The sequence below is a fragment of the Arthrobacter sp. Leaf337 genome (assembly GCF_001423745.1).
In the GTDB taxonomy this organism is placed as follows: domain Bacteria; phylum Actinomycetota; class Actinomycetes; order Actinomycetales; family Micrococcaceae; genus Arthrobacter.
The window spans coordinates 142,494-169,141 of the sequence record NZ_LMPC01000027.1 but is presented as its reverse complement, the minus strand read 5'-3'; the positions used below and the strand labels follow the sequence as shown (position 1 = coordinate 169,141).

The window sequence follows — 26,648 nt, the reverse complement described above, 5'->3', positions numbered from 1 at the left end:
GGGGTCAAAGCGGGCGTTAGTTGATGCCGGAGCGGCCGTGGGAGAGCCCGGTGGGGAAGCCGACCAGCACGGGCTCCGGAGCGGCGCAGCAGCCGGATTCGGTGTCCGCGGCGGCTGTGGCGGGGACGTCGCAGCTGGTGCCGGCGTCGGAGGAACAGACGCCGGTCTCCGGGAGTTCGAGCTGGACGGTGTCCGAGGCTTCGCGGTCCCCGGCGAGGGCTGCCACCACCGACCGGACCTGTTCGTAGCCGGTGGCGAGCAGGAAAGTGGGGGCCCGGCCGTAGGACTTCATGCCGACGATGTAGAAGTCCTTGTCCGGGTGTGCCAGGAGCCTGGCGCCGTGCGGGGGCACGGTGCCGCAGGAGTGGAATTCGGGGTCGATCAGCGGGCCAAGCCGGCGGGGCGCCTCCACGGCAGGGTCCAGTTCGAGCCGGAGTTCGCGCAGGATATCCAGGTCCGGGCGAAAGCCGGTGCAGGGCACCACGATGTCGGCGTCCAGGGTGCGTCCGTCAACGGCTGCCACGGTGACGTGCGAGTCCAGCGACTTGAGGGAGGAAATACCGAAGCCGGTGTGCAGTTCGATGGTGCCGGCCTCGACCAGGCGGCGCAGCCGGCTGCCGAGCTGGCCTCGGGCGGGCAGTCCGTCGGCTTCGCCGCCACCGTAGACCTTCTCGGCGGAGGCGCCGCGGACGGCCCACAGGATCCGGGTTTCGGGTTCCGCCTTGGCGAGGTCCGCGAGGCTGATGAGCGTGTTGGCGGCTGAGTGCCCTGCCCCGACCACCAGGGCACGGCGGCCGGCGAAGGAGGCGCGGTCCCGGCCGGTGACGTCGGGCAGCGGCGAGGAGATCCGGTCCGCGGCGGTCTCTTCGCCGATGGCGGGCAGGCCCGAGATGCCGAGCGGATTGCGGATTGACCACGTGCCGGAGGCGTCAATGACGGCGGCCACGGTGTGGTCGCGGACCTCTCCGCCCGCACCTTCCACCCGCACCACGAACTGTGCGGTGTCCCGGTTCCGGGTGTGGGTCTTGTCCATGCCGGACCGGGTCACCGCGACCACCCGGGCACCGGTCTCCAGCCGGGAAGCGATGGCCGGGAGCGCGGCGAGCGGTGCGAGGTAATCATCAATCAGCTGGCCGCCGTAGGGGAGGGCCGTGGGCCGGGGTGATTCCCAGCCGGAGGCTTCGAGCAGGCGGACGGCGGCGGCGTCGAGGTTGAACCGCCACGGTGAGAACAGCCGGATGTGGCGCCATTGCCCGATGGCGGCTCCCGCCGTCGTACCGGCCTCGAAGATCAGCGGCTCCAGGCCGCGTTCCAGGAGATGGGCGGCAGCGGCCAGGCCTACGGGGCCGGCGCCGATCACAGCGACGGGAAGGTTCGACGTCGAATCCAAGGTGTCCTCTTTCATCAGTTCGTGTGGCGGTTCGCAAGCAAGGTGGAAGGTGGCGGGCGGGGAGGGCGGCTAGCAGCAGTCCTGATCCGTGCAGGATTCGTCCTCGCACCAGCCGTTGTCGGTGCAGCATCCGGTATCCATACAGCTCACCTCCCTCCTGTTGGGAAGTTCTATTCAGCGAATCCCTAGGCGTGGGTTGGTTCCTCGACCAAGGCCGTCGCGATGCTGTCCGCATCATCCAGGGCGGCCAGGTACCGCTCCGCATCCAGTGCGGCGGCGCAGCCGGTCCCGGCGGCGGTGATGGCCTGGCGGTAGCGGTGGTCCACGGCGTCGCCGCAGGCGAAGACGCCCGTCAGGTTGGTGACCGTGGTGGGGGAGTCCACCTTGATGTAGCCCTCGGCGTCGAGCTCAACCTGGCCCTCGACGAGTTCCGTCCGCGGCACGTGTCCGATCGCCACAAAGATGCCCGTGGCGGCCTGCTCGCGGGTTTCGCCGGTCCGGGTGTCCGTGAGCGTGATTCCGGTGACTTTGGGGTCCCCGTGGATTGCGGTCACCGCGGAGTGCCAGGCGAAGCTGATCTTGGGGTTGTCCTTGGCGCGCTGGGCCATGATGCGGGAGGCCCGGAGTTCACCCTTGCGGACCACCACCGTGACCGTCCGGGCGAAGCGGGTCAGGAACGTGGCCTCCTCCATGGCGGAGTCCCCGCCGCCGACGACGACGATGTCCTGGTCGCGGAAGAAGAAGCCGTCGCAGGTGGCGCACCAGGAGACGCCGTGGCCGCTGAGCTTCTTCTCCTCGGGCAGGCCGAGTTCCTTGTAGGCGGAGCCGGTGGCCAGGATGACGGCGGGTGCCTCGTAGGTGTCGCCGGCGCCGGTGACCACGCGCTTGAGGTGCCCGGACAGTGTCACTTCAGTGACGTCGTCGAACATCACCTGCGCGCCGAACCGCTGCGCCTGCTCCTGCAGGCCGTCCATGAGTTCCGGGCCCTGGATGCCGGATGGGAAACCCGGGAAGTTCTCCACCTCGGTGGTGTTCATCAGGGCGCCGCCGGCCGTTACCGAGCCGGCCAGAACCAGGGGCTTCAGGCCGGCTCGGGCGGCGTAGATCGCAGCGGTGTAGCCGGCGGGGCCGGAACCGATGATGATCAGCTGTTCGGTGCTTACTTCGGCGGTCATGTGGTCTCCTGGGTAGTGGTTCGTAAGCGCTGTGCCGCAACGCTGCGTAAACAAGTGCAACAAGGACGGGGCCTTCAATCAAGGGCCCGACGGCGCCGGCCGGTCTTTGTCCCGATGGAACCAAAAAGATAAATTGATGAGGATCGATATAGAGAGTATCCCCACCTATATCGATGGATGTCAATCTATGTGCATAATTGGTCTATGAACTCTCTGCAGATCGTCGAAGCTCCGGTGGACGCCTCATGCTGCGTCCCGTCGGTGAAGCCGGCGCTGAGCGCTGACGAGGCCCAGCAGCGGGCCCTGGTCTTCAAGGCCCTTGCCGACCCGAACAGGTTGCGACTGCTGTCCATCGTCAAGGCGGGCGACTCGGGTGAGTCCTGCGTCTGCGACCTCACTGAACCGCTGGACCTGGGCCAGCCCACCGTGTCCCACCACCTGAAAATCCTGGTGGAGGCCGGGCTGTTGCACCGCGAGAAGCGCGGCACGTGGGCTTATTACTCCCTGGTCCCGGGCGCGCTGGAACAGACGGCCGGACTCCTCGAGAGCCTGTGAACCCGCAGTCGGCAACGGGCCTCACGATCCGCGCCATGACGGGCGCTGACTGGCCGGACGTCCAGCGGATCTACCGCGAAGGCATTGAGACCGGTCACGCAACCTTTGAATCCGAGGCGCCGGACTGGGAATGGTTCAACACATCGCGGCTGCTTCCGCACCGGCTGGTGTGCGAAACGCCGGCACACCGAATCCTTGGCTGGGCGGCGGTCTCGGCCGTGTCCTCCCGCCCGGCCTACGCCGGGGTTGTGGAGCACTCCGTCTACGTGGCGGCGGACGCCCGCGGCATGGGCGTAGGCGGGTTGCTGCTTCAGGCGCTGGCGGATTCCACGGAGGCCGGCGGGATCTGGACGATCCAGGCCAGTGTCTTTCCCGAAAACGAAGCCAGCCTCAGGCTCCACCTCGCCAACGGTTACACCGTTGTTGGACGACGGCGGCGCATCGCCCTCATGGCCCATGGCCCCTGCGCCGGGCAGTGGCGCGACACCGTGCTGATTGAGCGGCGGTCGACCGTTGTCTGACCCCGGGCCGAGTTACTTCCCCGAGGCGTTACTCAACCGCGAACGGCGCTACTTGACCTCGTCGGTGCCGTGCGCGTCGGTCTCGGGGTGGTGTGATTCCTCGGTGTGCTTGTCGCCCCGATGGGTGCCGTTCGGCTTTCCCTTGCCCTCGGCGCCGCCGGCAGCGCTGCCATTGACCTGGCGTTCCTTGGCCTGGAGTTCATCCTTGAGCTTCTTCAGGCGGTCCGCTTCGGCCTGGTTGCGACGGCGGATTTCCAGGTTGCGCAGGAAATCGGGGTCGTCATCCGGCGCCGTGGTGTGGGTGTACGACTGCGGGGCGGGGCTGCTTCCACGTGGCCGGCCGATGATGAACCAAAGTGCCGCTCCCACTACCGGGAGGACAACCATCACCACGATCCAGGCCGTCTTGGAGATACCCCTGGTGAGGTGCTTGTCAGTCCGGATCACGTCCACGAGGCCATAGACGAATATGGCAAGAACGGCAACGGCGACCAATACACGGGGCATACCACCAGTCTAGCGTCCGGGCGCCGGGCGGCGGACGGCTAAACTTGGACTGTGGCCTTTATGAAATACTCCCTGATCCGTCTGGCACTGTTTGTGCCGCTGTTCGTGCTGTTCAGCTTCCTCCAAATCGGAATCCTGCTCGCTGCGGTCTGTGCCGGCCTCATTGCTTTCGCGATCAGCTACCTGTTCTTCCAGAAGCAGCGCGACGCCGCCACGGCCACCCTGCATGAGCGGTTCTCCGGCCGGGCCAAGCCCATCCGGACCGCCGGCGAGGTTGAAGACGCCGACGCCGAGGACACCCTGGTGGATGCCAACCCGGACATCACCGTCCGCTCAGAAATCCCCCGCACGGAAGTTCCCCGCAAGGATGCTTAGAGGCACGGAAGCTTAGAGGCGAGGACGCTTAGAGCCCGTGGCTTAGCACGAGGCCCAGCGAGAACAGCACGCTGTAGCCCAGGTTGATCATGCCCGTCTGCTTCAGGACCGGGATCAGGCTCTTGCGCTTCCGGCCGTTGATCATCAGCCATGAGGGCATCAGGCTGGCCGGGATCAGGAGCAGCACGATGAGCATCCACGGGCGCGCCGGTGCCAGGACAATCACCAGCAGGATGGCCACGGCAAGCATCAGGACGTAGCTTTCACGGGCGTGCTTGTCACCCAGCCGCACGGCCAGGGTCTTCTTGCCTGCCTGCATGTCCGTGGGGATGTCCCGGACGTTGTTTGCCATCAGGAGCGCGCACGCGATCAGCCCGGTGCCGATTGCGCCGATGATGGCAGGCAGGCTGACCTGCCCCGCCTGCGTGTAGGTGGTGCCAAGGGTGGCCACCAGGCCGAAGAACACAAACACGAACACGTCGCCCAGGCCCATGTAGCCGTAGGGGTTCTTGCCGCCGGTGTACCCCCAGGCCGCCAGGACGCAGCCGAGACCCACCAGGATCAGCCACCATGCCTGCGTGATGAGCACCAGCACCAGGCCGAACAGCATCGCCAGCCCGAACGCGGCGAACGCGGCGCGCTTCACCATCTCCGGCTTCGCAGCACCGGAGCCCACCAGGCGGAGCGGGCCCACACGGTCCTCGTCCGTACCCCGGATGCCGTCCGAGTAGTCGTTGGCGTAGTTCACGCCCACCTGCAGCAGCAGGGCCACCAGCGCGGCCAGGATGGCGTTGACGGGCTTGAACGCGTCCAGCTCGAAGGCCGCTGCGGTGCCGATCAGGACCGGTGCGATGGCAGCCGGCAGGGTGCGCGGTCGGGCGCCTTGGATCCATTGTGCGGCTGTAGCCACGGTCAGTACTCCGATTGGTTCGTTGTTCGGTTCAGCTTGGGAAGAGCTTTTCTATTTTCCCTGATGCAGGGCGTCCAGCAGAACGGTCATGCCGAGGCGGTCAGGTTTGCCGTTGGGCAGCATCATGAGGTCTCCGGCAGCCAGGACTGTTTTGGGCGCCAGGGCGCCGAGGGCACCCAGGGCATCGTGCCGCTTCGCGGTGAAGCCTTCGATGCCGGCGGGCGTGGCGTCGTCCACGGCGACGTAGGCCGCCACTGCCTGTCCCCACTCCGCTGACGGGACGCCGGCCACGAAAGCCGCCAGCACGCCGTCGAGCTTCTCCAGCTCGGCCTGCACGTGCGTGGCGGATACCTTGACGCCTCCGGTGATGATGACGTCGTCGGCGCGGCCCAGCACGGTGAGCTTCCCGGTGGCGTCGATGGAGCCGAGGTCGCTGGTGCGGTACCAGCGGACCCCGTCCTCCTCGAAGAAGGCGTCCGCAGTGAGGGCGGGGTCGCCGAGGTAGCCGGCGGCCAGGGTGGCGCCGCCCAGCAGGATCCTGCCGTCCCCGTCGACCCGTGCAAGGACGTCCTCGAGCGGGAAGCCGTCGTACACGCAGCCGCCGCAGGTTTCCGCGGAGCCATAGGTGGTGATCACCCGCGCGCCGGCGTCCCGGGCTGCGGCGAGCAGTTCAGGTGTGGCGGGGCCGCCGCCGAGCAGGATTCCGTTGAAGCGGCGGAGGGCGGCCAGCGTTTCGGCCGATGGCGAGTCCAGCAGCCGCTGCAGCTGGGTGGGTACCAGGGACGTGAACCGGATCTTGTCCGTGAGCTCCTGGGCGGCCGCGGTGAAGGCTTCCGGCGTGAAACCGCCGGAGAGGTCCATGGCCCACGGCCGCGTGCCGGCGAAAAGGGAGCGCACCAGGACCTGCACGCCGGCCACGTACTGCACGGGCAGGGCCAGCAGCCACTGGCCTTCGCCTTTGAGTGCGAAGGCGGTTGCCACGGAGGACGCCGCCAGGGCCTCCACCGTGAGGACCGTCGCCTTGGGGGCACCGGTGGAACCGGAGGTCCGGACCACCACGGCGGCGTCCTCGAAGCCCGGCGTTTCCACCGCGGAGACCACCAGATTGCCGTCGGCGTCGGCGGAAAGCTCGACGGCGGGACCCTCGCCGTGGAGGGCGTCCGCCAGCGCCTTGAGCGCGGGCTCGATGTTGGGAGGCTCGGTGTTGGGCGGCTCGGTGTTTGCAGGTTCAGTGTTCAGCGGCTGGGAGGTCACGGAGGCTGCCTTCGTCAGTTGGGCGGGCTTTAGAAGTAGTACGGGAACTGGGACCAGTCGGGGTCGCGCTTCTCGAGGAAGGCTTCCTTGCCCTCCACGGCCTCGTCCGTCATGTAAGCCAGCCGGGTCGCTTCGCCGGCGAACACCTGCTGTCCGGCCAGGCCGTCGTCGGCCAGGTTGAAGGCGAACTTGAGCATGCGGATGGCCTGCGGCGACTGCCGGGCGATGTCCGCCGCGTACTCCAGGGCGACTTCCTCAAGGCGTTCGTGGTCCACGGCTTCGTTGACTGCGCCCATCCGGACCATGTCCTCGGCCGAGTATTCGCGGGCCAGGAAGAAGATCTCGCGGGCGGCCTTCTGCCCGATCTGGCGGGCCAGCAGCGCCGAGCCGTAGCCGGCGTCGAAACTTCCCACGGTGGCGTCCGTCTGCTTGAACTTGCCGTGCTGGCGCGAGGCGATGGTGAGGTCAGAGACCACGTGCAGCGAGTGTCCCCCGCCGGCCGCCCAGCCGTTGACGACGGCGATGACCACCTTGGGCATGGTGCGCATGAGCCGCTGGACTTCCAGGATGTGCAGCCTGCCGGCACGGGCGGGGTCGATGGTCTCCTTGGTCTCGCCCTCTGCATAGCGGTACCCGTCACGCCCCCGGATCCGCTGGTCGCCTCCCGAGCAGAACGAGTGCCCGCCGTCCTTGGGCGAGGGCCCGTTGCCGGTCAGCAGCACGGTGGCCACGTTGGGGGTCATGCGGGCGTGGTCCATGGCCCGGTAGAGCTCGTCCACTGTGCCGGGGCGGAAGGCGTTGCGGACTTCCGGGCGGTTGAAGGCGATCCGGACCGTGGGCAGGTCGCGCAGCACCGCGCCGTCCGAATCCCGCTCCACCTGCCGGTGGTAGGTCATGTCCTGGAAGTCGTCGAAGCCGGCCACGGTGCGCCACCGGGAGGGGTCAAAGACGTCGGATACCTTGGCTGGAAATACGTTGCTCACAGACCGAGTCTAGTAATCGCCTCAGCTGATGCAGAACTCGTTGCCTTCGGGGTCCGCCATGGTGTGCCATTCGTGCGGCCCCTGGCTGGCCGTCCAGAGGAAGGTTGCGCCGCGTGCCTCCAGCTCTTTGCGCACCTCGTCCTTGTCCCTGCCGGCAAGGCGGACATCCCAGTGCACCCGGTTCTTGACGGTCTTTTCCTCGGGCGCGGTCTGGAACAGCAGGCGGCGCTCCGGCGCCTTGACGTCGAGCTCTTCCACCGGCCGGATTGCGGCGCCGGCCTCCCAGACCAGCTTGCCCTTGTGGGTTTTGGTCTCGGCTTCGGTGGCGTACCCCTGCTCGATCATGGACCGGATGAAGGCCTCGTCGTGAGGCTCCACGGCCCAGTCCAGGGTTTCCGCCCACCAGTCGGCGAGCTCGTGCGGGTTCTTGCAGTCGATGACGATCTGAATGTTGAGTCCCATTACCCAAAAGTACGACGGCGGCGCGTGCGGCGGTAGGGGGAGCGTTGCGACTGCTAGGGCTGGACCTGCTGCAGCTGCTCCATCAGTTCGGGCGGGATGGCGTAGATGAACACTACGGCCAACAGGTTCTTTGCGGCGTGCACAAAGTAGGAGAACATCAGGTTCTTCCCGGTCCACACGTAGACGAACACCAGCGTGGCGCCCATGGCGAGATATGGCATCAGAACGGGCAGGGTCAGCGTTTCCTGGCCCACGATGTGCAGTGCTGCGAAGAGGAAAGTGGACAGGACGCAGCATACCCAGATGTTGACGCGCCGGCTCAGCTTGCCGATCAGCAGGTGGCGGAAGATGTACTCCTCCACGAACGGGCCCACAATGACCAGCAGGGGCACGATCAGCCACGGCGGCACGTGTTGCACGAGTGCCTGCACGTTGGCCTGGTTGGCGGAGCCCTGCACGGGTCCGGTGAGGGCCACCAGGATGGCGGTCAGGATCAGCATGGCCACCACTGCCACCGGGATCATGATCAGCGTGAACCACGGCCTGGTGGCCAGCACCCGGAGGTCGCGGGCGGCGACATGGCGGGCAGCGGCCACGGCCAGGATCCCCACGCCGCCGTAGAACAGCAGGTTGACCGAGTACACGGCCACGGTGGGGTCCGGGGACAGCTGCAGCAGCAACGGCTGCAGCAGCGGTCCGGCTACGGCAAAGAGTGCCGCGACGGCCACGTAGAGCCCCACGGTGGTGTAGTCGAGCACGGAAAAACGGTAGAGCTCCGGCCGTGGCGCCGGGGAATTGCGGACAGCTGTTCCCATGTGTCCAGCCTAGCTTCCCCAACTGACTGGCAGCTGACGTCGTGAAAACGGCAAATGACGACGTTAAGTGCGAGTCAGTTGGGTGGAGCGGGGGCCCGGCGTTGCAGTGGCGTTACGGCGCCCGGTAGAATATTCGGTATGCCTAAATTTCTGTTTCGGTGCGCCAAAGTAGTCCGCCGAACCGGTTTCCTTCGCTCTGCCGGAGCCGCCGTCGTCGCCGCTTTACTCTTCCTGTCACTGGCCGCGTGCGGGGGTGCCGCCCCGGGCCAGGGACCCGGCGATGAGAAGCCCGTGGTGCTGACCACTTTCACCGTGCTGGCCGACGTCGCCCAGAACGTGGCAGGGGACAAGCTGCAGGTCGAATCCATCACCAAGGCCGGCGCCGAAATCCACGGCTACGAGCCCACGCCCGGCGACATCCGGAAGGCTTCGAAAGCGGACCTGATCCTGGACAACGGCCTGAACCTGGAAGCCTGGTTTGCCCAGTTCGTCGAGGGCCTGGATGTCCCGCACGCCGTGGTGAGCGAGGGCGTGAAGGTCATGTCCATCAGCGAGGACTCCTACCAGGGCAAGCCGAATCCGCACGCCTGGATGTCGCCGGTAAACGTGCAGATCTACGTGGACAACATGGTGAAGGCGTTCTCAGAGCTTGATCCGGAGAATGCCGCCACGTTCGAGGCGAACGGTGCGGCCTACAAGGCCAAACTGCAGGCGGTGAAGGACGAGATGGTGCAGAAGCTCGCAACCGTCCCCGCGGCGCAGCGTGCCCTGGTGACCTGCGAAGGTGCCTTCTCCTACCTGACCCGCGACGCCGGCCTCAAGGAGGTGTACATCTGGGCAGTCAACGCCGAACAGCAGGCCACGCCGCAGCAGATCGCCCGGGCCATCGAATTCGTCAAGGCCAACAAGGTCCCGGCCGTCTTCTGTGAGTCCACGGTGTCCGACGCCCCCATGCGCCAGGTGGTGGGAGCCACGGGTGCGAAATTCGGCGGCGTGCTCTACGTTGACTCGCTGTCCGAGGCGGACGGCCCCGTGCCCACGTATCTGGACCTCATCCGGCACGACTCCAAACTCATCACCGAAGCACTGGTTACTGCCACTGCGGGAGCGGCATCATGAGCCGACAACCGGCCATCCTCGTTGAAAACGTCACCGTCCACTACGGCGAAGTCCTGGCGCTGGACGCAGCATCGCTCAGCCTGGACACGGCCCGGATCTGCGGCCTGATCGGCATGAACGGCTCGGGCAAGTCCACGCTGTTCAAGGTGATCATGGGAATGATCAAGCCCGACGCCGGCCGCGTCCTCATCAATGGCCAGTCACCTGCCAAGGCGCGCAAGGAGGGGGGAATCGGCTACGTCCCGCAGAGCGAGGACGTGGACTGGCAGTTCCCGCTGTCCGTCCGCGACGTGGTGATGATGGGCCGCTACGGGCACCAGGGGTTCACCCGGCGCCCCTCCAAGGCGGACCGCGCCGCCGTCGACCTCGCCCTGGACCGGGTGGAACTGTCCGAGTTCGCGAACCGGCAGATCGGCCAGCTGTCCGGCGGCCAGAAGAAGCGCGCGTTCGTGGCCCGGGGCATCGCCCAGGGCGCCACCATGATGCTCCTGGACGAGCCGTTCGCCGGGGTGGACAAGCGCTCCGAAGCCACCATCACCCGCCTGCTGCGGGAACTTGCCTCGGACGGCTGCACCATCCTCATCTCCACGCACGACCTCCACGCCCTGCCGCAGCTGTGCGACGAAGCCGTGCTGCTGATGCGCAAGGTCCTGATGCACGGGCCGCCCGAAGTGGTCCTGCAGCCCGAGCACCTGGCCATGGCCTTCGGCCTGGACGTCCTCAACCGGGACCTTCCGGCCCGGGACGTCCCGGACCTTGATGTCGGCCCGGTGCTTGATGTTGGCCCGGAGCGCCGCCTTTCCAAGCAACAGGACTGGAGCTAAGCCATGGACCTCTTCGACATCCTGCTGGAACCTTTGAGCTACGACTTCATGGTGCGCGCCATCATCACCACCGCGCTCGCCGCCATTGTCTGCGCCGTGCTGAGCTGCTGGCTGGTGCTGATCGGCTGGTCGCTCATGGGCGACGCCGTGTCCCACGCCGTGCTGCCCGGCGTCGTGCTGGCCTACATCGTGGGCGCGCCGTTTGCCCTGGGGGCGCTGGTGTTCGCGCTGATCGCCGTCACCCTGATCGGGGTGGTCCGGAACACCAGCCGGGTGAAGGAGGACGCGGCGATCGGCATCGTGTTCACCTCGCTGTTCGCCCTGGGCCTGGTGCTCATCTCCGTCACGCCCAGCCAGACCGACCTGAACCACATCATCTTCGGCAACCTGCTCGGCGTCAGCATCCCGGACCTCATCCAGGTCCTGGTGCTGGGTGTGGTGGCGTTCGCCATCCTGATCCTCAAGCGCCGCGACCTTACGCTGTACGCCTTCGATCCCACGCACGCCCACGCCATCGGGCTGTCGCCGAAACGGCTGGGGGCGCTGCTGCTGGGGCTCCTCGCGCTGACCTCCGTGGTGGCCCTGCAGACGGTCGGGGTGGTGCTGGTGGTGGCCATGCTGATCATCCCCGGGGCCACGGCGTACCTGCTGACGGACCGGTTCTCCCGCATGCTGGTGATCGCCCCGGTGGTCTCCGCCGTGTGCTCGATCGCCGGCATCTACCTCAGCTACTACCTGGACACCGCCTCCGGTGCCATGGTGGTGCTCACCCAGGGTGCCATCTTCGCCGTCGTCTACCTGTTCAGCCCGCGCCAGGGGCTGATTGGCACCCGGCTGGCGAAGGCCCGCCGCCGGAAGGCAGTGGCACTCGCCGCCTGAGGTGTACGACGGCGGCGCGTGCCTGGGGCGGTGCGCCCCAGGCCCGCACGCGGCCGGCTAGGCCCGGACGGACTTGCGGTTGTAAAGCCACAGCGCCCACACATACCCGCCCACGCTGAACACTGCGCACCAGGCAAGCGCGGCAAGCATGGTGCCGGCCTCCACGGGTGTGCCCATCAGAAGCCCGCGGACGGCTTCGATGAACGGCGTGAACGGCTGCACGTCGGCGAACCAGCGCAACGCGTCTGGCATGGACTCCGTCGGCACGAAGCCGCTGCCCAGGAACGGCAGCAGCAGGAAAATCATGGGCTGGTTGCTTGCTGTTTCGACGCTCTTGGCGTTGATGCCCATGGCCACGGACAACCAGGTCACGGAGAATGCGATGAGCGTCAGCACGCCCAGGGCTCCGAGCCAGCCTGCCGGGGAACCTGTGGGCCGGAAGCCGATCAGCACCGCCACGGCCGCCACCAGCAGCATGGCGGCCATGGTTTGGATGAGGCTGCCCAGGACATGGCCGGTGAGAACGGCGCCCCTGGAGATTGCCATGGTGCGGAAACGGGCCACGATGCCTTCGGTCATGTCCGTGGACACCGAGATGGCGGTTCCCGTCGCACCCCCGGTGAGGGTGAGCATCAGCACGCCCGGCACAATGTACGCAAGGTAGTCATCCCTGCCGCCGCCCAGTCCCGAGCCCAGCGTCCCGCCGAGGACGTACACGAAGAGCAACAGGAATATGATCGGGGTCCCCGCGACGAACAGCGGGATCGAGGGGTAGCGGAGCACGTGTTTGAGGTTCCGGCGCAGCATGGTTGCCGCGTCACTGGCTGCATAGCTGACGGTGCTCATCGTGCGTTCTCCTTCTGGCTGGTCAGGGCGAGGAAGACGTCGTCCAGGTTGGGCGTGTGGACTGACAGGTCGGCCACATCCACGGCGGCGCGCTCCAGACGGTCCAGCACGTCCTTCAAGGACCGGACGCCGTCGTCGCCGGCGACGTCCAGGGTGAGGGCGTCGTCGTCGCGGTTGCTTGGATCGAGCACGACGGCGGCCCGCTCCAAAGCGGCCAGGTCACCGAACGTGAGGCGGATGTGCCCGCCCGGGACGAGCCGCTTCAGCTCGGCGGGGGTGCCCTGGGCCACGATCCGGCCCTGGTCCAGTACCGCGATGGTGTCGGCAAGCTGGTCTGCTTCGTCCAAGTACTGGGTGGTCAGGAAGATGGTGAGGCCGCGGGCCACGAGTCCCTGGATGATCTCCCACATGGCGCGGCGGCTCCGGGGATCCAGGCCCGTGGTCGGTTCGTCCAGGAAAATGATCTCGGGATCGCCTATGAGGGTCATGGCCAAATCCAGCCGCCGCCGCATGCCGCCCGAGTACGTGGCAAGGGGCTGCTTGGCTGCCGCAACAAGGTCGAACGTTTCCAGAAGCTCTGCCGTGCGGCGCTTGAGCTCGGCCGGCTGGAGGTGCCGGAGCCTGCCCATCAGGGCCAGGTTTTCCTCGCCCGTGAGCAGGCCGTCCACGGCCGAGAACTGCCCGGTCAGCCCGATCTTCCCGCGCACCTCGTCGGCCTGGCGCCCGACGTCGAAACCTCCCACCGCGACCTCCCCGCCGTCGGCGCGGATCAACGTGGACAGGATGTGGACGATGGTGGTTTTGCCGGCGCCGTTCGGGCCGAGGAGGGCGAACACGGTTCCCGCCGGAACGGCGAGGTCAACGCCGTTAAGGACTTCCTTGCTGCCATATGCCTTGCGCAGCCCGGCCACTGAAACGGCCGCAGGGGTGGTGCTAGCCATGGTTCCTCCTTCGCTGGGTTTCTGCCTGTCAGGTACTTACACGGTGGGTACGGGGGAGCGCCGGACGGTGATGTCGCCGTAGGCACTGCGGGCCCGGATCTCCACCTTCGCGTCCGTATCGCCCGGCCCGGCGGCGGCGTCGAGTCCGTTGCGGACGCGCCCGTATTTGGTGCTGAGGTCCAGCCACGCCGCGCTGCCTTCGCGGACTCCGATGGCCAGTGAGCCCGCGGCGGACTGGAGGGTGAGGGTCCCGCGAGCCACCTCGCCGACGCTGATATCTCCGTTGGAGGCCTTGATGGTTGTGGCTGCACCCGCCCGTTCAATGGCTACGTCTCCGTTGGCGGCACTCACGCGGAGCTCACCGGCCGCGTCAACGATGTGCGTACTGCCGTTGCCGTTCTTGACGCTGGCCGTTCCGTCGATTTCCCGGATGCGGACCTTGCCTGATCCGGTCTTGATTTCGGCCCGGCCAGCGACGCGTTCCACTGTCACGTCGCCCATGCCGGTGTGGACGCGCAGATCCGTGCAGTGGTCCATCCGGACGTGGCCCATGTCGGTAGAGAGCTCGGCGGAGCTGAATTCGCCCTCGCAATGGAGGTCACCCATGCCGGACTTCAGCTCGAGGCTGCAGCCGATGGGGACTTCAACAGTGATGTCCACTGCGCCGCCGTCACTGAACCAGGCGTACCGGCGCAGGGGCCGCAACCGGACCTGGAGGCGACCCTCCGAATACTCCACTGTGGTCTGCTCGGCCACTTTGACGTCCAGGGCGCGGGTAGCACTGCGCGGCTGGACGTTGACCACGGTGTCCGCGCGGTTGCCGGCGACGATCCAGATATCTGCCCGGATGGAAACATCAACCACGACGGCGATTGGCTGCGGTGTCTCGAACGTCTTCATTAGCGTGCCCATCCTGTGAAGTTCTGCCCGCCGGGATCCCGGCGAACGGTGCGTTGTGTTGATTGGCCGGCGAGAGCGTCCGCGACAGCCCGGATCAACCAGGAGTTCACGGACAGGCCTTCGAGGCCGGCTGCCTCTTCCACCTGCTGCTTGAGGTGATCCGGAAGACGGAGTGTCGTGCGGGAGGTGCTGGCGCCGTCGAAATCTTCCGTGGGTTGCCGGCCTTGCTGGCTTGGCCGCTCAACCACCGTCTCGAAGTCGTTGGCGGCGGGCGGGTTGGTCACCACGAACTCGGGATCGCGGCCCCGCAGCCGGACCTCCACCGAGGCCGGGGCCAGCTCGAGGGTGATCTCGCTGGCAGCGTCGGAGAGTGCTTCCAGCAGGACAAGCCTGACCGTTGATTCCAGGGTGGCCGTGAGGCGCTCGCTGAGTGCGCGGGCGTCCGGGCCGCCGGCTTCCGCGGCAACGTCCAGCTGGGACTGGACGGCGGCGACGTACTGAGTCAATTGCATGACACCATCATGGCGTCACCATGGTGTCACGTCAATACCCTTTTGGCGATTCATGGTGTCATTGTGGTGTCACTGCTTGACTGTCATGCCTCCGCCCGGCAGTCTGGACCGATGAAGTCCTAAGCGCAGCCCTTCGATCCGGCTGCATTCCCGCACACAATTCCCGGCACTAATATCGGCGACAGCCATACACTGCGGACCCGCTAGGACATTCCCTTGACTGAACATCTTTCCCTGACCGGCGTCACCCATGGCTATGGTGACCGCCGGCTCTTCACCGCCGTGGACCTCACGATTGGCGCCGGTGAGCACGTGGCCGTCGTCGGCGAAAACGGAGCCGGCAAATCAACGCTGCTTCGGATCCTGGCCGGGCTCGAGCCGCCGAACGAGGGCACCGCCCAAAGCCACGGCCGCATCGGCTACCTTGCCCAGACCACCGGCCTGCCGGCATCGTTCACAGTAGGAGACGCCATCGACGAGGCACTGGCGTCACTCCGCGCCGTCGAGGCCGAGCTGGACAGCCTGGAATCCGGCCTGGCCGATGCGGACGAGGAACAGCTGGAGCGCTACGGCAACCTGCAGACCGAATACCAGCTCCGCGAAGGCTACGCCGCGGAATCGCGCGTGGAAGCGGCACTGGACCGCCTGGGCCTGGGCGGACTGGACCGGCAGCGGACGCTGGGTTCGCTCTCCGGCGGGGAGCAGCACCGGGTGGCGCTGGCCTGTGTGCTTGCTGATCCCGCGGACATCCTCCTGCTGGACGAGCCCACCAACCATTTGGACACGAGCGGTACGGCCTGGCTCGAGGCGCGGCTGGCCGCCCACCGGGGTACCGTCGTCGTGGTTTCCCATGACCGGGCGCTGCTGCGCAAGGTGGCCGTTTCCGTCATCGAAGTGGACGCCGAACGGTGCGCCGTCAACCGCTACGGGAATGGTTACGAAGGGTACCTGCGGGAGAAGGCAGCCGAGCGTGAACGCTGGGTGCAGCAGCACCGGGGCTGGCTCGATGCGATGGCTGCCGAGCGCCTCCAGGCGGACACCGTGGCCGGGAAAATGGGCTACGCCCGCCGGCGCGACGGCGACAAGATGGGCTTCGACTTCAAGGCCGGCACCTGGCAGCAGGCGGCGAGCAGCAAGGTCCGCAACGCCCAGGAGCGGCTCCGCCGGCTCGAGGCCAACCCGGTGGACCGCCCGCCCGTACCCCTGAAGCTGGCGGTGGACCTGCAGGACGGATCCGGCGCGAACGCCGGTCCCGCTGTGGAAGTCCCCGGTGCCACCGACGGCCCCGGCGCGACCGAAGGCTCCGGTGCAAGCGAAACCCCCGCCCTGGAAGCCCTCGGCGTGGAAGTTCACGGCCGGCTTGAACGAACTGATTTCCGGGTGGAGGCCGGCCGGAAGATCCTGATCACGGGCCCCAACGGCGCCGGCAAATCCACGCTGCTGTCCGTCCTCGCCGGAACACTGGAACCGGACGCGGGCACGGTGGTGCGGCACGGCCGGATCGGCTATCTGCAACAGGAACTGGAGCCGCCGCGCCGCCCGGGGCAGCGCCTTCTTCCGGCATTCGTGTCAGGCCTGGGCGGGAACATCGACGAACATGCGGAGGCCTTGCTGCGGCTGGGCCTCTTCCGGACCACCGAATTCCACGTGCCCGTGGGCAGCCTTTCCGCGGGGCAGCAGCGCAGGCTTGCCCTGGCCCGGCTGCTGCTGGGCGGCTTCGGAACCATGCTGGTGGACGAACCCACCAACCACCTGGCCCCGGTGCTGGTGGAGCAGCTGGAAGCGGCCCTTTCGGAATTCGGCGGAACGCTGATCATGGTGAGCCACGACCGTGCCCTGGGGGAGTGGTTCAACAAATGCGCCGCACGGGAGGGCGCCGGCGGGAGCTGGCTGCGGTACTCCATGCTGGACGGCGCGCTGGTGTAGCTTCCCGTCCAGCGGCGGGGCGCGGCAGCAGCCCGGAAAACGGTGAGGTTTGCGTTAAAGGATCGTTACTCCGCACGCGCCGGGCCGAAACAACTGCGGAGCAGGATGGAAGGGAGTCAGTGATTCCCACGCTCAAGTAGCACCCGCGCGCTCAGCCGCCGGGCCTACCCAGCCGGCCGAAAGGATCCCTCCCGTGATCACCAAGAACCTTTTCCTGCAGGGCGTTTTCCCCTTTGAAGGAGCGGGCCTCGACAAGCCCGCTCCCATCCACCGGGAGCTTGCCCACTTTGTTCCGGACGGAATCATCAACCAGACCCTCTACTTCCGGGGCGGGAACTCCAGTTCCGAGCTGATCACCGTGGTCCTGATGCGGGACGGCGTGCCCATGCGGTATTTCCCCATCGGCGCCAAGAGCGACGTCCATGTGCCGCTCCGCGTGGTGGAGGACATTGAGGGCGGCTCGGTGATTGAGGTGTTCCTGCTGGCGGCCGAGGGCGTGGCGGGCTTCGTCGTGATCGACCTGGGCATGGTGGAACACTGATGACCGCCGTCACCGACAAGACGCAGCCCCAGTCCCAGCACAAAGGACAGCACAGGATGCCCGGGCCCGTTCCCGCGGTGAAAGGCAAGCGGCCGCCGGGAACACCGGACGCCCGCCGCCGGCTGGTAGTGATCGGCAACGGCATGGCCGGTGCCAGGGCGGTGGAGGAGATCCTGGCGCGCGGCGGGGCCGAGCAGTTCACCATCACCATGTTCGGCGACGAGCCCTACGGCAACTACAACCGGATCATGCTCAGCCACGTCCTCTCCGGCGAGGAAAGCGATGCGGACATCTTCCTGAACTCCCTGCACTGGTACCAGGACAACAACATCACGCTGCACGCCGGAGTCCGGGTGGAACGGATCGACCGGTTCACCAAGTACGTCTTCGCCAACAACGGCCACGTGGTTCCCTATGACGTGCTGATCATTGCCACCGGCAGCCAGTCGTTCATGCCGCCGATGGACGGCCTCTACACCCCCAGCGGGTCCATCAAGCCCGGCGTCTTCACCTTCCGCACCATCGATGACACCCGCAACATGGTGAAGCACGCGCAGGTGGAAGACCATCCCTCGGACAGGCGCCGCAGGGCCGTCGTCATCGGCGGCGGACTGTTGGGGCTCGAAGCCGCGCGCGGGCTCCAGAGCCACGGCATCGACGTCGACGTCGTGCACTCCGGCGGGCACCTCATGAACGCCCAGATGGGGCCCGACGGCGGAGCGATCCTCCGCCGGAGCGTCGAGGCCCTGGGCATCCGGGTGCACACCGGGAGCCGCACCACAGCGGTCCTGGGCACGGACAAGGTCACCGGCGTCCGGCTGCGGGACCGGCCGGACATCGACTGCGACATGGTGGTGGTGGCCGCCGGCATCCGCCCCAACGTGGATATCGCCGTCCTGAGCGGACTGCATGTGGAACGCGCCATTGTGGTGGATGACCAGCTGCGCGTGGTGGACGAGGACGACATCTACGCCGTGGGCGAATGCGTCCAGCACCGAGGGGAGGTCTACGGGCTGGTGGCGCCGCTGTGGGAGCAGGCCGTGGTGCTCGCCAACCACGTCACGGGCGCGGACTCCGCCGCGGCCTACCTCGGCTCCCGGATCGCCACCAAACTCAAGGTTGCCGGCGTCGAAGTCGCCTCCATGGGCCTGCAGGGCCCCGAACGGGAGACGGACGAGCACATCGTGTTCTCCGAGCCCAGCCGCGGGGTGTTCAAGTCCATCGTCATCCGGGACAACAAGATGGTGGGCGCCACCCTCCTCGGTGACAGCCGCAAGGTGGCCTACCTGACCCAGGCCTTCGACAAGGGGCTGCCGCTGCCGGAGGAGCGGATCTCGCTGATGTTCGATCTGGGCGGCCCCGCGGAGGAACAGGGCGTGGCCGAGCTCGGCGACGACGCGCAGGTCTGCAACTGCAACGGCGTCAGCAAGAAATCCCTGGTGGATGTGGTCAAAGGCGGGTGCAACACCGTGGCCGGAGCCATGGACGCCACCAGGGCCGGCAAGGGCTGCGGTTCCTGCAAGCTGCTGGTGAAGCAGGTGGTGGAATGGGCAGCTGACGGCGCGGTGGAGGAGGACCCCGCCGCCAGCTACTACGTCCCGGGCATCCCGTTGGACAAGCCCTCGCTGATGGCGGCCATCCGCAAGCAGGGGCTCCGCTCTGTGTCTTCTGTGTTCGCTGCGCTGGCGCCGGGCAGCGCGGAGGATGCGAAATCCAAGATGGGCCTGGCGTCGCTGATGAAGATGATGCTCGGGGACCAGTACATCGACGAGCGGGACGCGCGGTTCATCAACGACCGCGTCCACGCCAACATCCAGCGTGACGGCACGTTCTCCGTGGTGCCGCAGATGAAGGGCGGCGTGACCTCCGTGCAGCAGCTGCGCCGGATTGCCGACGTCGCCGAAAAGCACAACATTCCGCTGATCAAGCTGACCGGCGGGCAGCGCATCGACCTGCTGGGAGTGCCCAAGGAGGACCTGCCGCAGGTCTGGGCGGACCTGGACATGCCGTCCGGCTACGCCTACGGGAAGAGCTTCCGCACGGTCAAGACATGCGTGGGCAAGGACTTCTGCCGCTACGGAACCGGCGATTCCACCAGGCTCGGCATCGACATCGAGTCACGGTTCCAGGGAATCGAGGCGCCGGCCAAACTTAAGCTGGCGGTGTCCGGCTGCCCCCGGAACTGCGCCGAGTCGCTCGTCAAGGACGTCGGTGTGGTTGCCGTGGAAGGCGGCCGCTGGGAAATCTATGTCGGGGGAGCAGCCGGCGCCCACATCCGCAAGGGCGACTTGCTGGCCACCGTTGACGACCCTGAGGAGGTCAAGGTGCTGACCGGCCGGTTCATGCAGTACTACCGGGAGAAGGCCAACTGGCTGGAGCGCACCTACGCGTTCGTGCCGCGGGTGGGCATCGACCACATCCGGGCAGTGGTGGTGGACGATGCCGAGGGCCTTGCAGCCGGGCTGGACGCCGCCATGCAGGCTTCCGTGGACAGCTACGTGGATCCCTGGACCGAACGCGACGATCCGCTCACGCCCGGACAGTTCCGCACCTCGCTGCCGCTCACGGTGCTGCCACAGGTCCCGGTCCGATGAGCGCGGGATTCAACCTCGGCCCCGTCGAGCAGGTGCCGTTCGGGGAGGGCCGGGCGTTCGGCGTCGACGGCGAACAGGTGGCGGTGTTCCGGCTCCGCGACGGCAGCCTGCGGGCGCTGTCCGCTGTCTGCCCGCACAAGGGCGGTCCGATCGCGGACGGCACCATCGACCAGAGTGTGGTGATCTGCCCGCTGCACCAGAATGCCTTTGAGCTGGACACCGGCTGCTCCACCACCGGCGCCGAACCTCTGACCAGCTATGACGTCCAAATCGACAACCACCAGAATATTATTCTGCGAACATCCTCCAGGTAGGGGAATTAGTTCGGCATAACTCCTTCCAGCTGTTGTCTGCGTCACTGATGGTTCTGCGGGCCTTGTAAACTGGGGAGGCCGCGCGAACTTCGACGCCTTGTGAGTTTTGTCCGGATAATTGCCCCAAACGGGGGATAAACCCGAATTATCTGTACGAAAACTCCGCGTTCCTGAGCCGGCCATCCCCCGACCCACAAGGAACAGTTGTGCCACAAAGTACCCCCACAGAACTCGAGAGCCCGACGGTGCAATCCACCGTCGTCGACTCCACCCTCAGCGCCGAGGGCTATAAGAAGTCCCTGAGCGGCCGCCAGGTCACCATGATCGCCATGGGCGGCGCCATCGGTGTCGGCCTCTTCATGGGCGCCGGCGGACGGCTGGCCTCCACCGGCCCCGCGCTGATCTTCTCCTACGCCATCGCGGGTGTCATCGCGTACCTGCTGATGCGTGCCCTCGGCGAGCTCATCATGTACCGCCAGACATCGGGTTCCTTCGTCAGCTATGCCGGCGAAATGTTCGGCAAAAAGGGCGCGTACCTGTCCGGCTGGATGTATTTCATCAACTGGGCCATGACCGGCATCGCCGAGCTCATCGCGATCGGATTGTATTTCCAGTTCTTCTTCCCCAACGTGCCCGTTGAACTGTCCGCCATCGCAGCGCTGCTGCTGCTGGTAGGCGTCAACCTCCTGAGTGTCAAGGCGTTCGGCGAATTCGAATTCTGGGCCTCCTGCCTCAAGGTCGGCGCCATCCTCATCTTCCTGGCCGTGGGCACCTTCATGGTGGTCACCAACGCCCAGGTGGGCGACGGCCACGCATCGGTCAACAACCTCTTCGCGGCCGAAGGCGGAATGTTCCCCAAGGGTGCGCTCGTTATGATCCTGGTCCTGAACGCGGTGATCTTCGCCTACAACGGCATTGAACTCGTCGGCATCACGGCCGGCGAAATGCAGGACCCTGCCAAGGAAGTCCCCAAGGCGATCCGCGCCGTCGTGTTCCGCATCGTCGTCTTCTACGTCGGTTCCGTGACCCTCCTGGCCATGCTGCTGCCGTCTGACCAGTACGTGGCCGGCACCTCGCCGTTCGTCACCGTGTTCGGCCAGATGGGCCTCGGCTGGATGGGCGACGTCATGAACATGATCGTCATCACCGCCGCCCTGTCCTCCTGCAACTCGGGCCTGTACTCGATCGGCCGGATCTTCCGCACCATGGCCAACAACGGCCACGCCCCGGAGTGGCTGACCCGGATGTCCAAGAGCCACGTGCCGTACGCCGCCATCCTGGCCATCGGTGCGGTGTACCTCGTGGGCATTCTGCTCAACATCTGGCTGGGCGGCTCGCACGCCTTCGACCTGGCGCTCAACTCGGCGTCGATCGGCGTGATCTTCACCTGGGGTGCCATCTTCGCCAGCCAGATCGCGCTGCGCAAGAAGAAGGGCAAGGTCTCCTCGCTGCCCGCGCCGGGCGGAACCTGGAGCAGCTGGGCCGGCCTGGTTGCCCTGCTGGCCATCACGGTGCTGATCGGTTTCGACACCATGACCAGCAAGACCGGCGAGGTCTTCCACCTCGGCCTCTGGACCCTGGCCACCATCCCGTTCTTCGCCCTGGTGCTGTGGCTCGGCTGGCAGAAGGTCAGGAACAACGAACCGAAGAGCGAGCTCTTCAGCTAACGCTTGTCACCAAGGCAGTACGACGACGGCGGCGGTCACCTTCCACGGTGGCCGCCGCCGTCGTCGTTCCCGGGTGTGAGCGCCCGGGGGTCAGTCCTTCAGGTCCTAGTCCTCAGGTGCCGGGCGAAGTGGTCTTCGATCCGCTGCCAGGCTTCCACCGCAGCTTCCGGGTCCGGCTTGACGCCCATGACCCGGAACAGCGGCCGCAGCAGACGGGGGCCTTCCTCGGCGTCGTTCATGAACGCGTGTCCGGCGCCGTCGAATTCCTTGATGTCGTGCTCGATGCCCAGCTTGTCCAGCGCGGTTTCCAATTTCGCCGCTGCGCCGGGCAGGGAGCGGTCCGCCTTGCCGAAATTGCCCACCACGGGGCAGGCGCCGAGCAGCGCTTCTTCCGGGTTCCTGGGCAGCCTGCCGTAATTGACGGCCGCGGCGTCGAAACCGTCCTTGGCGATCAGCAGTGCGAAGCCGCCGCCCATGCAGAAGCCGATGACCCCGATCTTGCCGTTGGTGCGTCCCGACTCTTCCAGCCAGTCCCGCGCTGCGGCCAGGTCCGCGAAGGCTTTGCCCGAGCCGGACAGGAGCGAGCGCATGGTGGAGACCAGGCAGCGCCGCGCTCCGCCGTCGCTGAAGAGGTCCACCGCCAGGGTTAGGTACCCGGCGGCTGCCAGCCGGTCCGCTTGGCGTCGTGCAATATCGTTGAGGCCGAACGCTTCATGGATCATCACGACGGCGGGAAACGGGCCCGTTCCTGCGGGTTCCGCCAGGTATCCGCGGAGGTTGCGGGAGCCCCCTGGAGTGCCGGGCCCGCTGAGGTCGATAATCGTCATGGGGGCGGACCTTCCGTTGGCGGTTGCTATCCACCCGAGAATCTCACAAAAACGGCGGGCATCCCCCAAAGGAATGCCCGCCGCGTTGCCCGCGGCAGCGGCCGAAGCCACCGCCTGGGATGCTCTAGTCTCTTTTGAACTCGTCCTTCACGTTTTCGCCAACTTTCTTGGCGTCAGCAACAACTTGGTCCTTCTGACCCTCTGCGCGCAGACGGTCATTGTCCGTGGCGTTGCCGGCCGCTTCCTTGGCCTTGCCGCCGAGGTGCTCTGCTTCGTTCTGAATTTTGTCGCCGATACCCATGGTGTATTCCACCTCTCGTTGCCGGTTAAAAAACTAAGCGGTTTCACCATAACACAAAGCATGCTTACTAATTCAAGAAGTGAATCCACCAGGTGGGACGGTCCGGTCGGCGTCGCCCGTGACGGTTGTCGGCGATGCCGGATAGGCTCGAAGGCATGGACCACAAGACCACCCTCACGCGTCACGTCAATGCCCGCCCGGACAAAGTGTGGGCCGTGATCTCGGACATCCCGGGCTCCGCTGCCACCCTCTCAGGAGTCGACTCTGTCCAGATGCTCAGCGAGGGAGGGTACGGCGAAGGCACACGGTGGAAGGAAACCCGCACCATGATGGGCCGGGCCGAGACTGTGGAAATGTGGGTTTCCCAGGCCGAACCGCCGTCGTCCGCCAGGGCCGGCACCACTACCGTCAAGGCGCTCCAGGGCGGCGCGGATTACACCACGCGGTTTATTCTTGCCGAGCGCGACGGCGGGACGGACCTTACGCTGACGTTTGGCGCCCAGGTGGTCAAACCCACCGTCCTGAGCAAGGTCATGATGGCCCTCTTCGGCAAGATCGGCATGAGCATTACCCGGAAGGCGCTCGCCAAGGACCTTGCCGACATTGCGGCCAAGGCCGAGTCCCTCTGATGGCGGGCAGGCTGGCCGCAGGAAAAGCGCCCAGGGTGACAGCGCCCCGGCTTTCAGCGGTGAGGCTCGAGGAGCTCAGGGATGAACCCGCCCCGGACTTCCAGCGGGGTGAGCGGTATGACGGCCTCAGGTTCAGCCGAGCCGACGCTGACGGCCTTGAACTGAGCGGCACGGACTTCGCCGAGTGTGAATTCGAAGGGGCCTCATTCAACGAGACGCAGCTGCGCGGTGCGACGTTCCGGGACTGCATCCTTGCCGACGTCTACGCCCCGGTGTTTACCGCCGCGCGGGCCACGCTGCGTGATGTAGAGATCGGCAATCCCCGGTGGGGTTCCGCGGAGCTGTACGAGAGTGGCTGGACCTCGGTACGGATCGACGGCGGAAAACTGGACTACGTCAACCTCCGCGGCTCCAGGCTGACCGACGTGCAGATCAGCGACTGCATCATCAACGAGCTGGACCTGGGCTCCGTGACGGGTACCAGGGTGGCGCTGAAGAACTGCACTATCGGCACCCTCGACCTTGCCGGCGCGAAGCTCAAGGACTTCGACCTGCGCGGCACCGACTTCCGGACCATCAATGGACTCGAGAGCCTGGCCGGCGTGGTGATCGACGACTACCAGCTGAGCCTGCTGGCCCCGCTCCTGGCAGCGCATCTCGGCGTCACCGTTCTCTAGCCTCCGGAGGGGCGGGGGCGGGTTACTGCGTAACCCGGTTGACCCCTTGCGGCCGCAGTGTAATCTTTATAGAACGAACGGTCGGTAAATTGAGCCCCGAGCTCTGGCCGCCGCAGATGACATTGCCGTTAATCGCGTGAAGGGTGTTTCCATGGCCTCAGCAGTAGCAGGACCGCAGGCATTTCTGGTGGGCGGTGCCCGGACACCGGTGGGCCGCTATGGAGGAGCGCTTTCCGCTGTGCGCCCGGACGACCTTGCCGCCCTCGTGGTCCGCGAAGCGGTCACCCGCGCAGGCCTTGACCCCGATTCGATCGACGAGGTAATCCTCGGCAACGCCAACGGCGCCGGAGAGGAAAACCGCAACGTGGCCCGCATGGCCACCCTGCTCGCGGGCCTGCCCCTCCACATCCCCGGCATCACCGTTAACCGGTTGTGCGCCTCCGGCCTGAGCGCCATCATCATGGCCAGCCAGATGATCAAGTCCGGCGCTGCGGACATCGTGATCGCCGGCGGCGTGGAGTCGATGAGCCGGGCGCCCTGGGTGCAGGAAAAGCCGCAGACGGCCTTCGCCAAGCCCGGCGCCATCTTCGACACCTCCATCGGCTGGCGCTTCGCCAACCCGCTGTTCCAGAAGGGCGAGCTGTCCCGCGACGGCAAAATGACCTACTCCATGCCTGAAACGGCCGAGGAAGTGGGCCGCGTTGACGGCATCTCCCGCGAAGACGCCGACGCCTTCGCCGTCCGCTCGCACGAACGCTCGCTCGCGGCCATCGCCGCCGGCCGGTTCAAGGACGAAATCGTCCCCGTGACGGTCAAGACCCGCAAGGGCGAAACGGTGGTGGACACCGATGAAGGCCCCCGTGCCGGCACCACCATGGACGTCCTCGCCGGGCTCCGCCCCGTGGTCAAGGGCGGCTCGATCGTCACCGCAGGCAACTCCTCCACGCTGAACGACGGCGCCTCCGCCATCATCGTCGCGTCCGAAGCGGCCATCCAGAAGCTCGGCCTCACCCCGCGGGCCCGCATCGTGGACGGCGCCTCCGCCGGCTGCGAACCAGAGATCATGGGCATCGGCCCCGTCCCCGCCACCCAGAAGGTGCTGGGCCGGAGCGGCTACAGCGTGGGCGACCTCGGCGCCGTCGAACTCAACGAAGCCTTTGCCACCCAGTCGCTGGCCAGCATGCGCCGGCTCGGTCTGGACCCGGAGATCGTGAACCGCGACGGCGGCGCCATCAGTCTGGGGCATCCGCTCGGTTCCAGCGGCTCACGGATCGCCATCACCCTGCTGGGCCGGATGGAACGCGAGGACGCCAAGATGGGCCTCGCCACCATGTGCATCGGCGTCGGCCAGGGCACCGCGATGCTGCTGGAGCGCGTGTAATGGCGGCCCCGGAAAGCGCGAACGGACACTTGAGCACCACTGACTTCAAAACCCTCCTCGTCGAGGAGCGTGACGACCGCGTGGTGGTGCTCCTCAACCGCCCCGAAGTCCGGAACGCCATCGACCAGCAGATGGTGGACGAACTCCACGCCGTCTGCGCCGCGCTTGAGCAGAACCCCAAGGTGCTCATCATCGCCGGCACAGACGGTGTGTTCGCCTCGGGTGCGGACATCGCCCAGCTGCGTGAACGGCGCCGGGACGACGCCCTCCAAGGCATCAACTCCACGATCTTCGTCCGGATCGCCAAGCTGCCCATGCCCGTCATTGCGGCCCTGGACGGCTACTGCCTGGGCGGCGGCGCGGAGCTCGCCTACGCCGCGGACTTCCGGATCGGCACGCCCGGCGTGCGCATCGGCAATCCGGAGACCGGCCTGGGCATCCTCGCCGCGGCCGGCGCAAGCTGGCGGCTGAAGGAACTGGTGGGCGAACCCGTTGCCAAGCAGATCCTGCTGGCCGGCCTGGTGCTGCGTGCTGAGCAGGCCCTCGCCGTCAACCTCATCACCGAGATCCACGAGGCACCGGTGCTGATGGACGGCGCCCACAGCCTCGCCGACCGTATTGCGCGACAGGATCCTCTGGCCGTGCGGATCACCAAATCCGTGTTCCACGCACCGGCCGAGGCGCACCCGCTGATCGACCAGCTGGCACAGGGGATCCTTTTCGAATCCCAGGCGAAGTTCGACCGGATGCAGGCTTTCCTGGATAAGAAAACAGATAAGAAAACAGCCAAGAATTCAGACCAATCAGACGGGACGAAGTAACC

At 66.6% G+C, this 26,648-nt stretch carries 29 protein-coding genes; 15 read left to right on the top strand and 14 right to left on the bottom strand.

The window, feature by feature from the left end; all coding sequences use genetic code 11:
• Positions 1-16 precede the first annotated feature (16 nt).
• Positions 17-1,405 (bottom strand): FAD-dependent oxidoreductase, encoded by a 1,389-nt coding sequence (locus ASF98_RS18115; RefSeq protein WP_235506074.1) that lies wholly within the window; start codon positions 1,403-1,405, stop codon positions 17-19.
• A gap of 170 nt (positions 1,406-1,575) precedes the next feature.
• Positions 1,576-2,565: a thioredoxin-disulfide reductase gene (trxB, locus tag ASF98_RS18110; RefSeq protein ID WP_055804754.1), complete on the bottom strand. Its 990-nt coding sequence runs from the start codon at positions 2,563-2,565 to the stop codon at positions 1,576-1,578.
• A 204-nt stretch (positions 2,566-2,769) separates the two neighbouring features.
• Here trxB and ASF98_RS18105 point away from each other — a divergent pair, with 204 nt between their 5' ends.
• Both ASF98_RS18105 and ASF98_RS18100 read left to right on the top strand, forming a co-directional pair.
• Positions 2,770-3,120 carry an ArsR/SmtB family transcription factor gene (locus ASF98_RS18105; RefSeq protein ID WP_055804751.1) on the top strand — a complete coding sequence of 117 codons (351 nt, stop codon included), beginning with the start codon at positions 2,770-2,772 and terminating at the stop codon, positions 3,118-3,120.
• Positions 3,121-3,155: 35 nt separating this feature from the next.
• The gene (locus ASF98_RS18100; RefSeq protein ID WP_055805111.1) at positions 3,156-3,641 is read left to right on the top strand and encodes a GNAT family N-acetyltransferase; all 486 of its coding nucleotides are present in this window, start codon (positions 3,156-3,158) and stop codon (positions 3,639-3,641) included.
• A 48-nt stretch (positions 3,642-3,689) separates the two neighbouring features.
• Here ASF98_RS18100 and ASF98_RS18095 read toward each other — a convergent pair whose 3' ends face one another.
• Positions 3,690-4,148, bottom strand: coding sequence for a PLDc N-terminal domain-containing protein (locus tag ASF98_RS18095; RefSeq protein WP_055804748.1), 459 nt, complete (start codon positions 4,146-4,148; stop codon positions 3,690-3,692).
• Positions 4,149-4,208: 60 nt separating this feature from the next.
• Between ASF98_RS18095 and ASF98_RS18090 the strand changes: the two genes are divergently transcribed.
• Positions 4,209-4,523 carry a DUF4229 domain-containing protein gene (locus ASF98_RS18090; RefSeq protein WP_055804745.1) on the top strand — a complete coding sequence of 105 codons (315 nt, stop codon included), beginning with the start codon at positions 4,209-4,211 and terminating at the stop codon, positions 4,521-4,523.
• Positions 4,524-4,551: 28 nt separating this feature from the next.
• On the opposite strand, the gene ASF98_RS18085 is transcribed toward ASF98_RS18090, so the two are convergent.
• The 5 genes from ASF98_RS18085 to ASF98_RS18065 are packed head-to-tail and all read right to left on the bottom strand — an operon-like array spanning position 4,552 to position 8,947.
• The gene (locus ASF98_RS18085) at positions 4,552-5,433 is read right to left on the bottom strand and encodes a 1,4-dihydroxy-2-naphthoate polyprenyltransferase (RefSeq protein ID WP_055804742.1); all 882 of its coding nucleotides are present in this window, start codon (positions 5,431-5,433) and stop codon (positions 4,552-4,554) included.
• A gap of 51 nt (positions 5,434-5,484) precedes the next feature.
• Positions 5,485-6,672: an AMP-binding protein gene (locus ASF98_RS18080; RefSeq protein WP_055805108.1), complete on the bottom strand. Its 1,188-nt coding sequence runs from the start codon at positions 6,670-6,672 to the stop codon at positions 5,485-5,487.
• A gap of 44 nt (positions 6,673-6,716) precedes the next feature.
• Positions 6,717-7,670, bottom strand: coding sequence for a 1,4-dihydroxy-2-naphthoyl-CoA synthase (locus ASF98_RS18075; RefSeq protein WP_055804738.1), 954 nt, complete (start codon positions 7,668-7,670; stop codon positions 6,717-6,719).
• Positions 7,671-7,691: 21 nt separating this feature from the next.
• Positions 7,692-8,132 (bottom strand): VOC family protein, encoded by a 441-nt coding sequence (locus tag ASF98_RS18070; protein WP_055804735.1) that lies wholly within the window; start codon positions 8,130-8,132, stop codon positions 7,692-7,694.
• A gap of 53 nt (positions 8,133-8,185) precedes the next feature.
• Entirely contained in the window at positions 8,186-8,947 is a 762-nt protein-coding gene (locus ASF98_RS18065) for a CPBP family intramembrane glutamic endopeptidase (protein ID WP_055804732.1), read from the bottom strand.
• Positions 8,948-9,085: 138 nt separating this feature from the next.
• Between ASF98_RS18065 and ASF98_RS18060 the strand changes: the two genes are divergently transcribed.
• From ASF98_RS18060 to ASF98_RS18050, 3 genes are read left to right on the top strand one after another with little or no spacing between them, the layout of a single operon-like run.
• Positions 9,086-10,066 carry a metal ABC transporter substrate-binding protein gene (locus tag ASF98_RS18060; RefSeq protein ID WP_055804729.1) on the top strand — a complete coding sequence of 327 codons (981 nt, stop codon included), beginning with the start codon at positions 9,086-9,088 and terminating at the stop codon, positions 10,064-10,066.
• A complete protein-coding gene (locus ASF98_RS18055; protein ID WP_055804728.1) occupies positions 10,063-10,890 on the top strand; it encodes a metal ABC transporter ATP-binding protein in 828 nt (275 codons plus the stop codon). Before ASF98_RS18060 ends, ASF98_RS18055 begins: the two co-directional genes overlap by 4 nt.
• A gap of 3 nt (positions 10,891-10,893) precedes the next feature.
• On the top strand, positions 10,894-11,769 hold the full coding sequence (locus ASF98_RS18050) for a metal ABC transporter permease (RefSeq protein ID WP_055804725.1): 876 nt from the start codon (positions 10,894-10,896) through the stop codon (positions 11,767-11,769).
• A 57-nt stretch (positions 11,770-11,826) separates the two neighbouring features.
• Here the strand turns inward: ASF98_RS18050 and ASF98_RS18045 are convergent, their stop codons facing one another.
• Genes ASF98_RS18045 through ASF98_RS18030 form a run of 4 tightly spaced genes read right to left on the bottom strand, consistent with a single transcriptional unit; the run spans position 11,827 to position 14,968 of the window.
• Positions 11,827-12,615, bottom strand: a complete 789-nt coding sequence (locus ASF98_RS18045; RefSeq protein ID WP_055804722.1) for an ABC transporter permease — start codon at positions 12,613-12,615, stop codon at positions 11,827-11,829.
• On the bottom strand, positions 12,612-13,556 hold the full coding sequence (locus ASF98_RS18040; RefSeq protein WP_055804719.1) for an ATP-binding cassette domain-containing protein: 945 nt from the start codon (positions 13,554-13,556) through the stop codon (positions 12,612-12,614). Before ASF98_RS18040 ends, ASF98_RS18045 begins: the two co-directional genes overlap by 4 nt.
• A 36-nt stretch (positions 13,557-13,592) precedes the next feature.
• The gene (locus tag ASF98_RS18035; RefSeq protein ID WP_055804716.1) at positions 13,593-14,456 is read right to left on the bottom strand and encodes a DUF4097 family beta strand repeat-containing protein; all 864 of its coding nucleotides are present in this window, start codon (positions 14,454-14,456) and stop codon (positions 13,593-13,595) included.
• Positions 14,456-14,968: a hypothetical protein gene (locus ASF98_RS18030; RefSeq protein WP_055804713.1), complete on the bottom strand. Its 513-nt coding sequence runs from the start codon at positions 14,966-14,968 to the stop codon at positions 14,456-14,458. Before ASF98_RS18030 ends, ASF98_RS18035 begins: the two co-directional genes overlap by 1 nt.
• A 216-nt stretch (positions 14,969-15,184) precedes the next feature.
• Here ASF98_RS18030 and ASF98_RS18025 point away from each other — a divergent pair, with 216 nt between their 5' ends.
• The 5 genes from ASF98_RS18025 to ASF98_RS18005 all read left to right on the top strand — a co-directional run bounded on the left by ASF98_RS18025 (position 15,185) and on the right by ASF98_RS18005 (position 22,010).
• Entirely contained in the window at positions 15,185-16,894 is a 1,710-nt protein-coding gene (locus ASF98_RS18025; RefSeq protein ID WP_055804711.1) for an ABC-F family ATP-binding cassette domain-containing protein, read from the top strand.
• Positions 16,895-17,087: 193 nt separating this feature from the next.
• A complete protein-coding gene (locus ASF98_RS18020; RefSeq protein WP_028270009.1) occupies positions 17,088-17,435 on the top strand; it encodes a hypothetical protein in 348 nt (115 codons plus the stop codon).
• A 56-nt stretch (positions 17,436-17,491) separates the two neighbouring features.
• Entirely contained in the window at positions 17,492-20,029 is a 2,538-nt protein-coding gene (nirB, locus tag ASF98_RS18015; protein WP_055805105.1) for a nitrite reductase large subunit NirB, read from the top strand.
• A complete protein-coding gene (locus tag ASF98_RS18010) occupies positions 20,026-20,343 on the top strand; it encodes a Rieske (2Fe-2S) protein (protein WP_055804709.1) in 318 nt (105 codons plus the stop codon). Before nirB ends, ASF98_RS18010 begins: the two co-directional genes overlap by 4 nt.
• A 206-nt stretch (positions 20,344-20,549) precedes the next feature.
• Entirely contained in the window at positions 20,550-22,010 is a 1,461-nt protein-coding gene (locus ASF98_RS18005) for an amino acid permease (RefSeq protein ID WP_055804706.1), read from the top strand.
• A 98-nt stretch (positions 22,011-22,108) separates the two neighbouring features.
• On the opposite strand, the gene ASF98_RS18000 is transcribed toward ASF98_RS18005, so the two are convergent.
• Positions 22,109-22,837 carry a dienelactone hydrolase family protein gene (locus ASF98_RS18000; RefSeq protein WP_055804703.1) on the bottom strand — a complete coding sequence of 243 codons (729 nt, stop codon included), beginning with the start codon at positions 22,835-22,837 and terminating at the stop codon, positions 22,109-22,111.
• Positions 22,838-22,961: 124 nt separating this feature from the next.
• On the bottom strand, positions 22,962-23,138 hold the full coding sequence (locus ASF98_RS17995; protein WP_011693098.1) for a CsbD family protein: 177 nt from the start codon (positions 23,136-23,138) through the stop codon (positions 22,962-22,964).
• A gap of 155 nt (positions 23,139-23,293) precedes the next feature.
• Between ASF98_RS17995 and ASF98_RS17990 the strand changes: the two genes are divergently transcribed.
• The 4 genes from ASF98_RS17990 (at position 23,294) to ASF98_RS17975 (ending at position 26,646) form a co-directional block, all read left to right on the top strand.
• A complete protein-coding gene (locus tag ASF98_RS17990) occupies positions 23,294-23,767 on the top strand; it encodes an SRPBCC family protein (RefSeq protein ID WP_055804701.1) in 474 nt (157 codons plus the stop codon).
• Positions 23,767-24,444: a pentapeptide repeat-containing protein gene (locus ASF98_RS17985; protein WP_200939399.1), complete on the top strand. Its 678-nt coding sequence runs from the start codon at positions 23,767-23,769 to the stop codon at positions 24,442-24,444. Before ASF98_RS17990 ends, ASF98_RS17985 begins: the two co-directional genes overlap by 1 nt.
• Before the next feature lie 151 nt (positions 24,445-24,595).
• Positions 24,596-25,825 (top strand): thiolase family protein, encoded by a 1,230-nt coding sequence (locus ASF98_RS17980; RefSeq protein WP_055804698.1) that lies wholly within the window; start codon positions 24,596-24,598, stop codon positions 25,823-25,825.
• The gene (locus tag ASF98_RS17975; protein ID WP_055804695.1) at positions 25,825-26,646 is read left to right on the top strand and encodes an enoyl-CoA hydratase/isomerase family protein; all 822 of its coding nucleotides are present in this window, start codon (positions 25,825-25,827) and stop codon (positions 26,644-26,646) included. Before ASF98_RS17980 ends, ASF98_RS17975 begins: the two co-directional genes overlap by 1 nt.
• Positions 26,647-26,648: the final 2 nt, after the last annotated feature.

Bases quoted from the DNA above. Each gene is read 5' to 3' on its own strand.
- ASF98_RS17985 (WP_200939399.1), top strand. From the start codon at position 23,767: ATGGCGGGCAGGCTGGCCGCAGGAAAAGCGCCCAGGGTGACAGCGCCC.
- ASF98_RS18105 (WP_055804751.1), top strand. From the start codon at position 2,770: ATGAACTCTCTGCAGATCGTCGAAGCTCCGGTGGACGCCTCATGCTGC.
- ASF98_RS18010 (WP_055804709.1), top strand. From the start codon at position 20,026: ATGAGCGCGGGATTCAACCTCGGCCCCGTCGAGCAGGTGCCGTTCGGG.
- nirB (WP_055805105.1), top strand. From the start codon at position 17,492: ATGCCCGGGCCCGTTCCCGCGGTGAAAGGCAAGCGGCCGCCGGGAACA.
- ASF98_RS18065 (WP_055804732.1), bottom strand. From the start codon at position 8,947: ATGGGAACAGCTGTCCGCAATTCCCCGGCGCCACGGCCGGAGCTCTAC.
- ASF98_RS18100 (WP_055805111.1), top strand. From the start codon at position 3,156: ATGACGGGCGCTGACTGGCCGGACGTCCAGCGGATCTACCGCGAAGGC.
- ASF98_RS17980 (WP_055804698.1), top strand. From the start codon at position 24,596: ATGGCCTCAGCAGTAGCAGGACCGCAGGCATTTCTGGTGGGCGGTGCC.
- ASF98_RS18055 (WP_055804728.1), top strand. From the start codon at position 10,063: ATGAGCCGACAACCGGCCATCCTCGTTGAAAACGTCACCGTCCACTAC.
- ASF98_RS17995 (WP_011693098.1), bottom strand. From the start codon at position 23,138: ATGGGTATCGGCGACAAAATTCAGAACGAAGCAGAGCACCTCGGCGGC.
- ASF98_RS18115 (WP_235506074.1), bottom strand. From the start codon at position 1,405: ATGAAAGAGGACACCTTGGATTCGACGTCGAACCTTCCCGTCGCTGTG.
- ASF98_RS18040 (WP_055804719.1), bottom strand. From the start codon at position 13,556: ATGGCTAGCACCACCCCTGCGGCCGTTTCAGTGGCCGGGCTGCGCAAG.
- ASF98_RS18045 (WP_055804722.1), bottom strand. From the start codon at position 12,615: ATGAGCACCGTCAGCTATGCAGCCAGTGACGCGGCAACCATGCTGCGC.
- ASF98_RS18030 (WP_055804713.1), bottom strand. From the start codon at position 14,968: ATGCAATTGACTCAGTACGTCGCCGCCGTCCAGTCCCAGCTGGACGTT.
- ASF98_RS18050 (WP_055804725.1), top strand. From the start codon at position 10,894: ATGGACCTCTTCGACATCCTGCTGGAACCTTTGAGCTACGACTTCATG.
- ASF98_RS18000 (WP_055804703.1), bottom strand. From the start codon at position 22,837: ATGACGATTATCGACCTCAGCGGGCCCGGCACTCCAGGGGGCTCCCGC.
- ASF98_RS18060 (WP_055804729.1), top strand. From the start codon at position 9,086: ATGCCTAAATTTCTGTTTCGGTGCGCCAAAGTAGTCCGCCGAACCGGT.
- ASF98_RS17975 (WP_055804695.1), top strand. From the start codon at position 25,825: ATGGCGGCCCCGGAAAGCGCGAACGGACACTTGAGCACCACTGACTTC.
- ASF98_RS18095 (WP_055804748.1), bottom strand. From the start codon at position 4,148: ATGCCCCGTGTATTGGTCGCCGTTGCCGTTCTTGCCATATTCGTCTAT.
- ASF98_RS18090 (WP_055804745.1), top strand. From the start codon at position 4,209: ATGAAATACTCCCTGATCCGTCTGGCACTGTTTGTGCCGCTGTTCGTG.
- ASF98_RS18035 (WP_055804716.1), bottom strand. From the start codon at position 14,456: ATGAAGACGTTCGAGACACCGCAGCCAATCGCCGTCGTGGTTGATGTT.
- trxB (WP_055804754.1), bottom strand. From the start codon at position 2,565: ATGACCGCCGAAGTAAGCACCGAACAGCTGATCATCATCGGTTCCGGC.
- ASF98_RS18070 (WP_055804735.1), bottom strand. From the start codon at position 8,132: ATGGGACTCAACATTCAGATCGTCATCGACTGCAAGAACCCGCACGAG.
- ASF98_RS17990 (WP_055804701.1), top strand. From the start codon at position 23,294: ATGGACCACAAGACCACCCTCACGCGTCACGTCAATGCCCGCCCGGAC.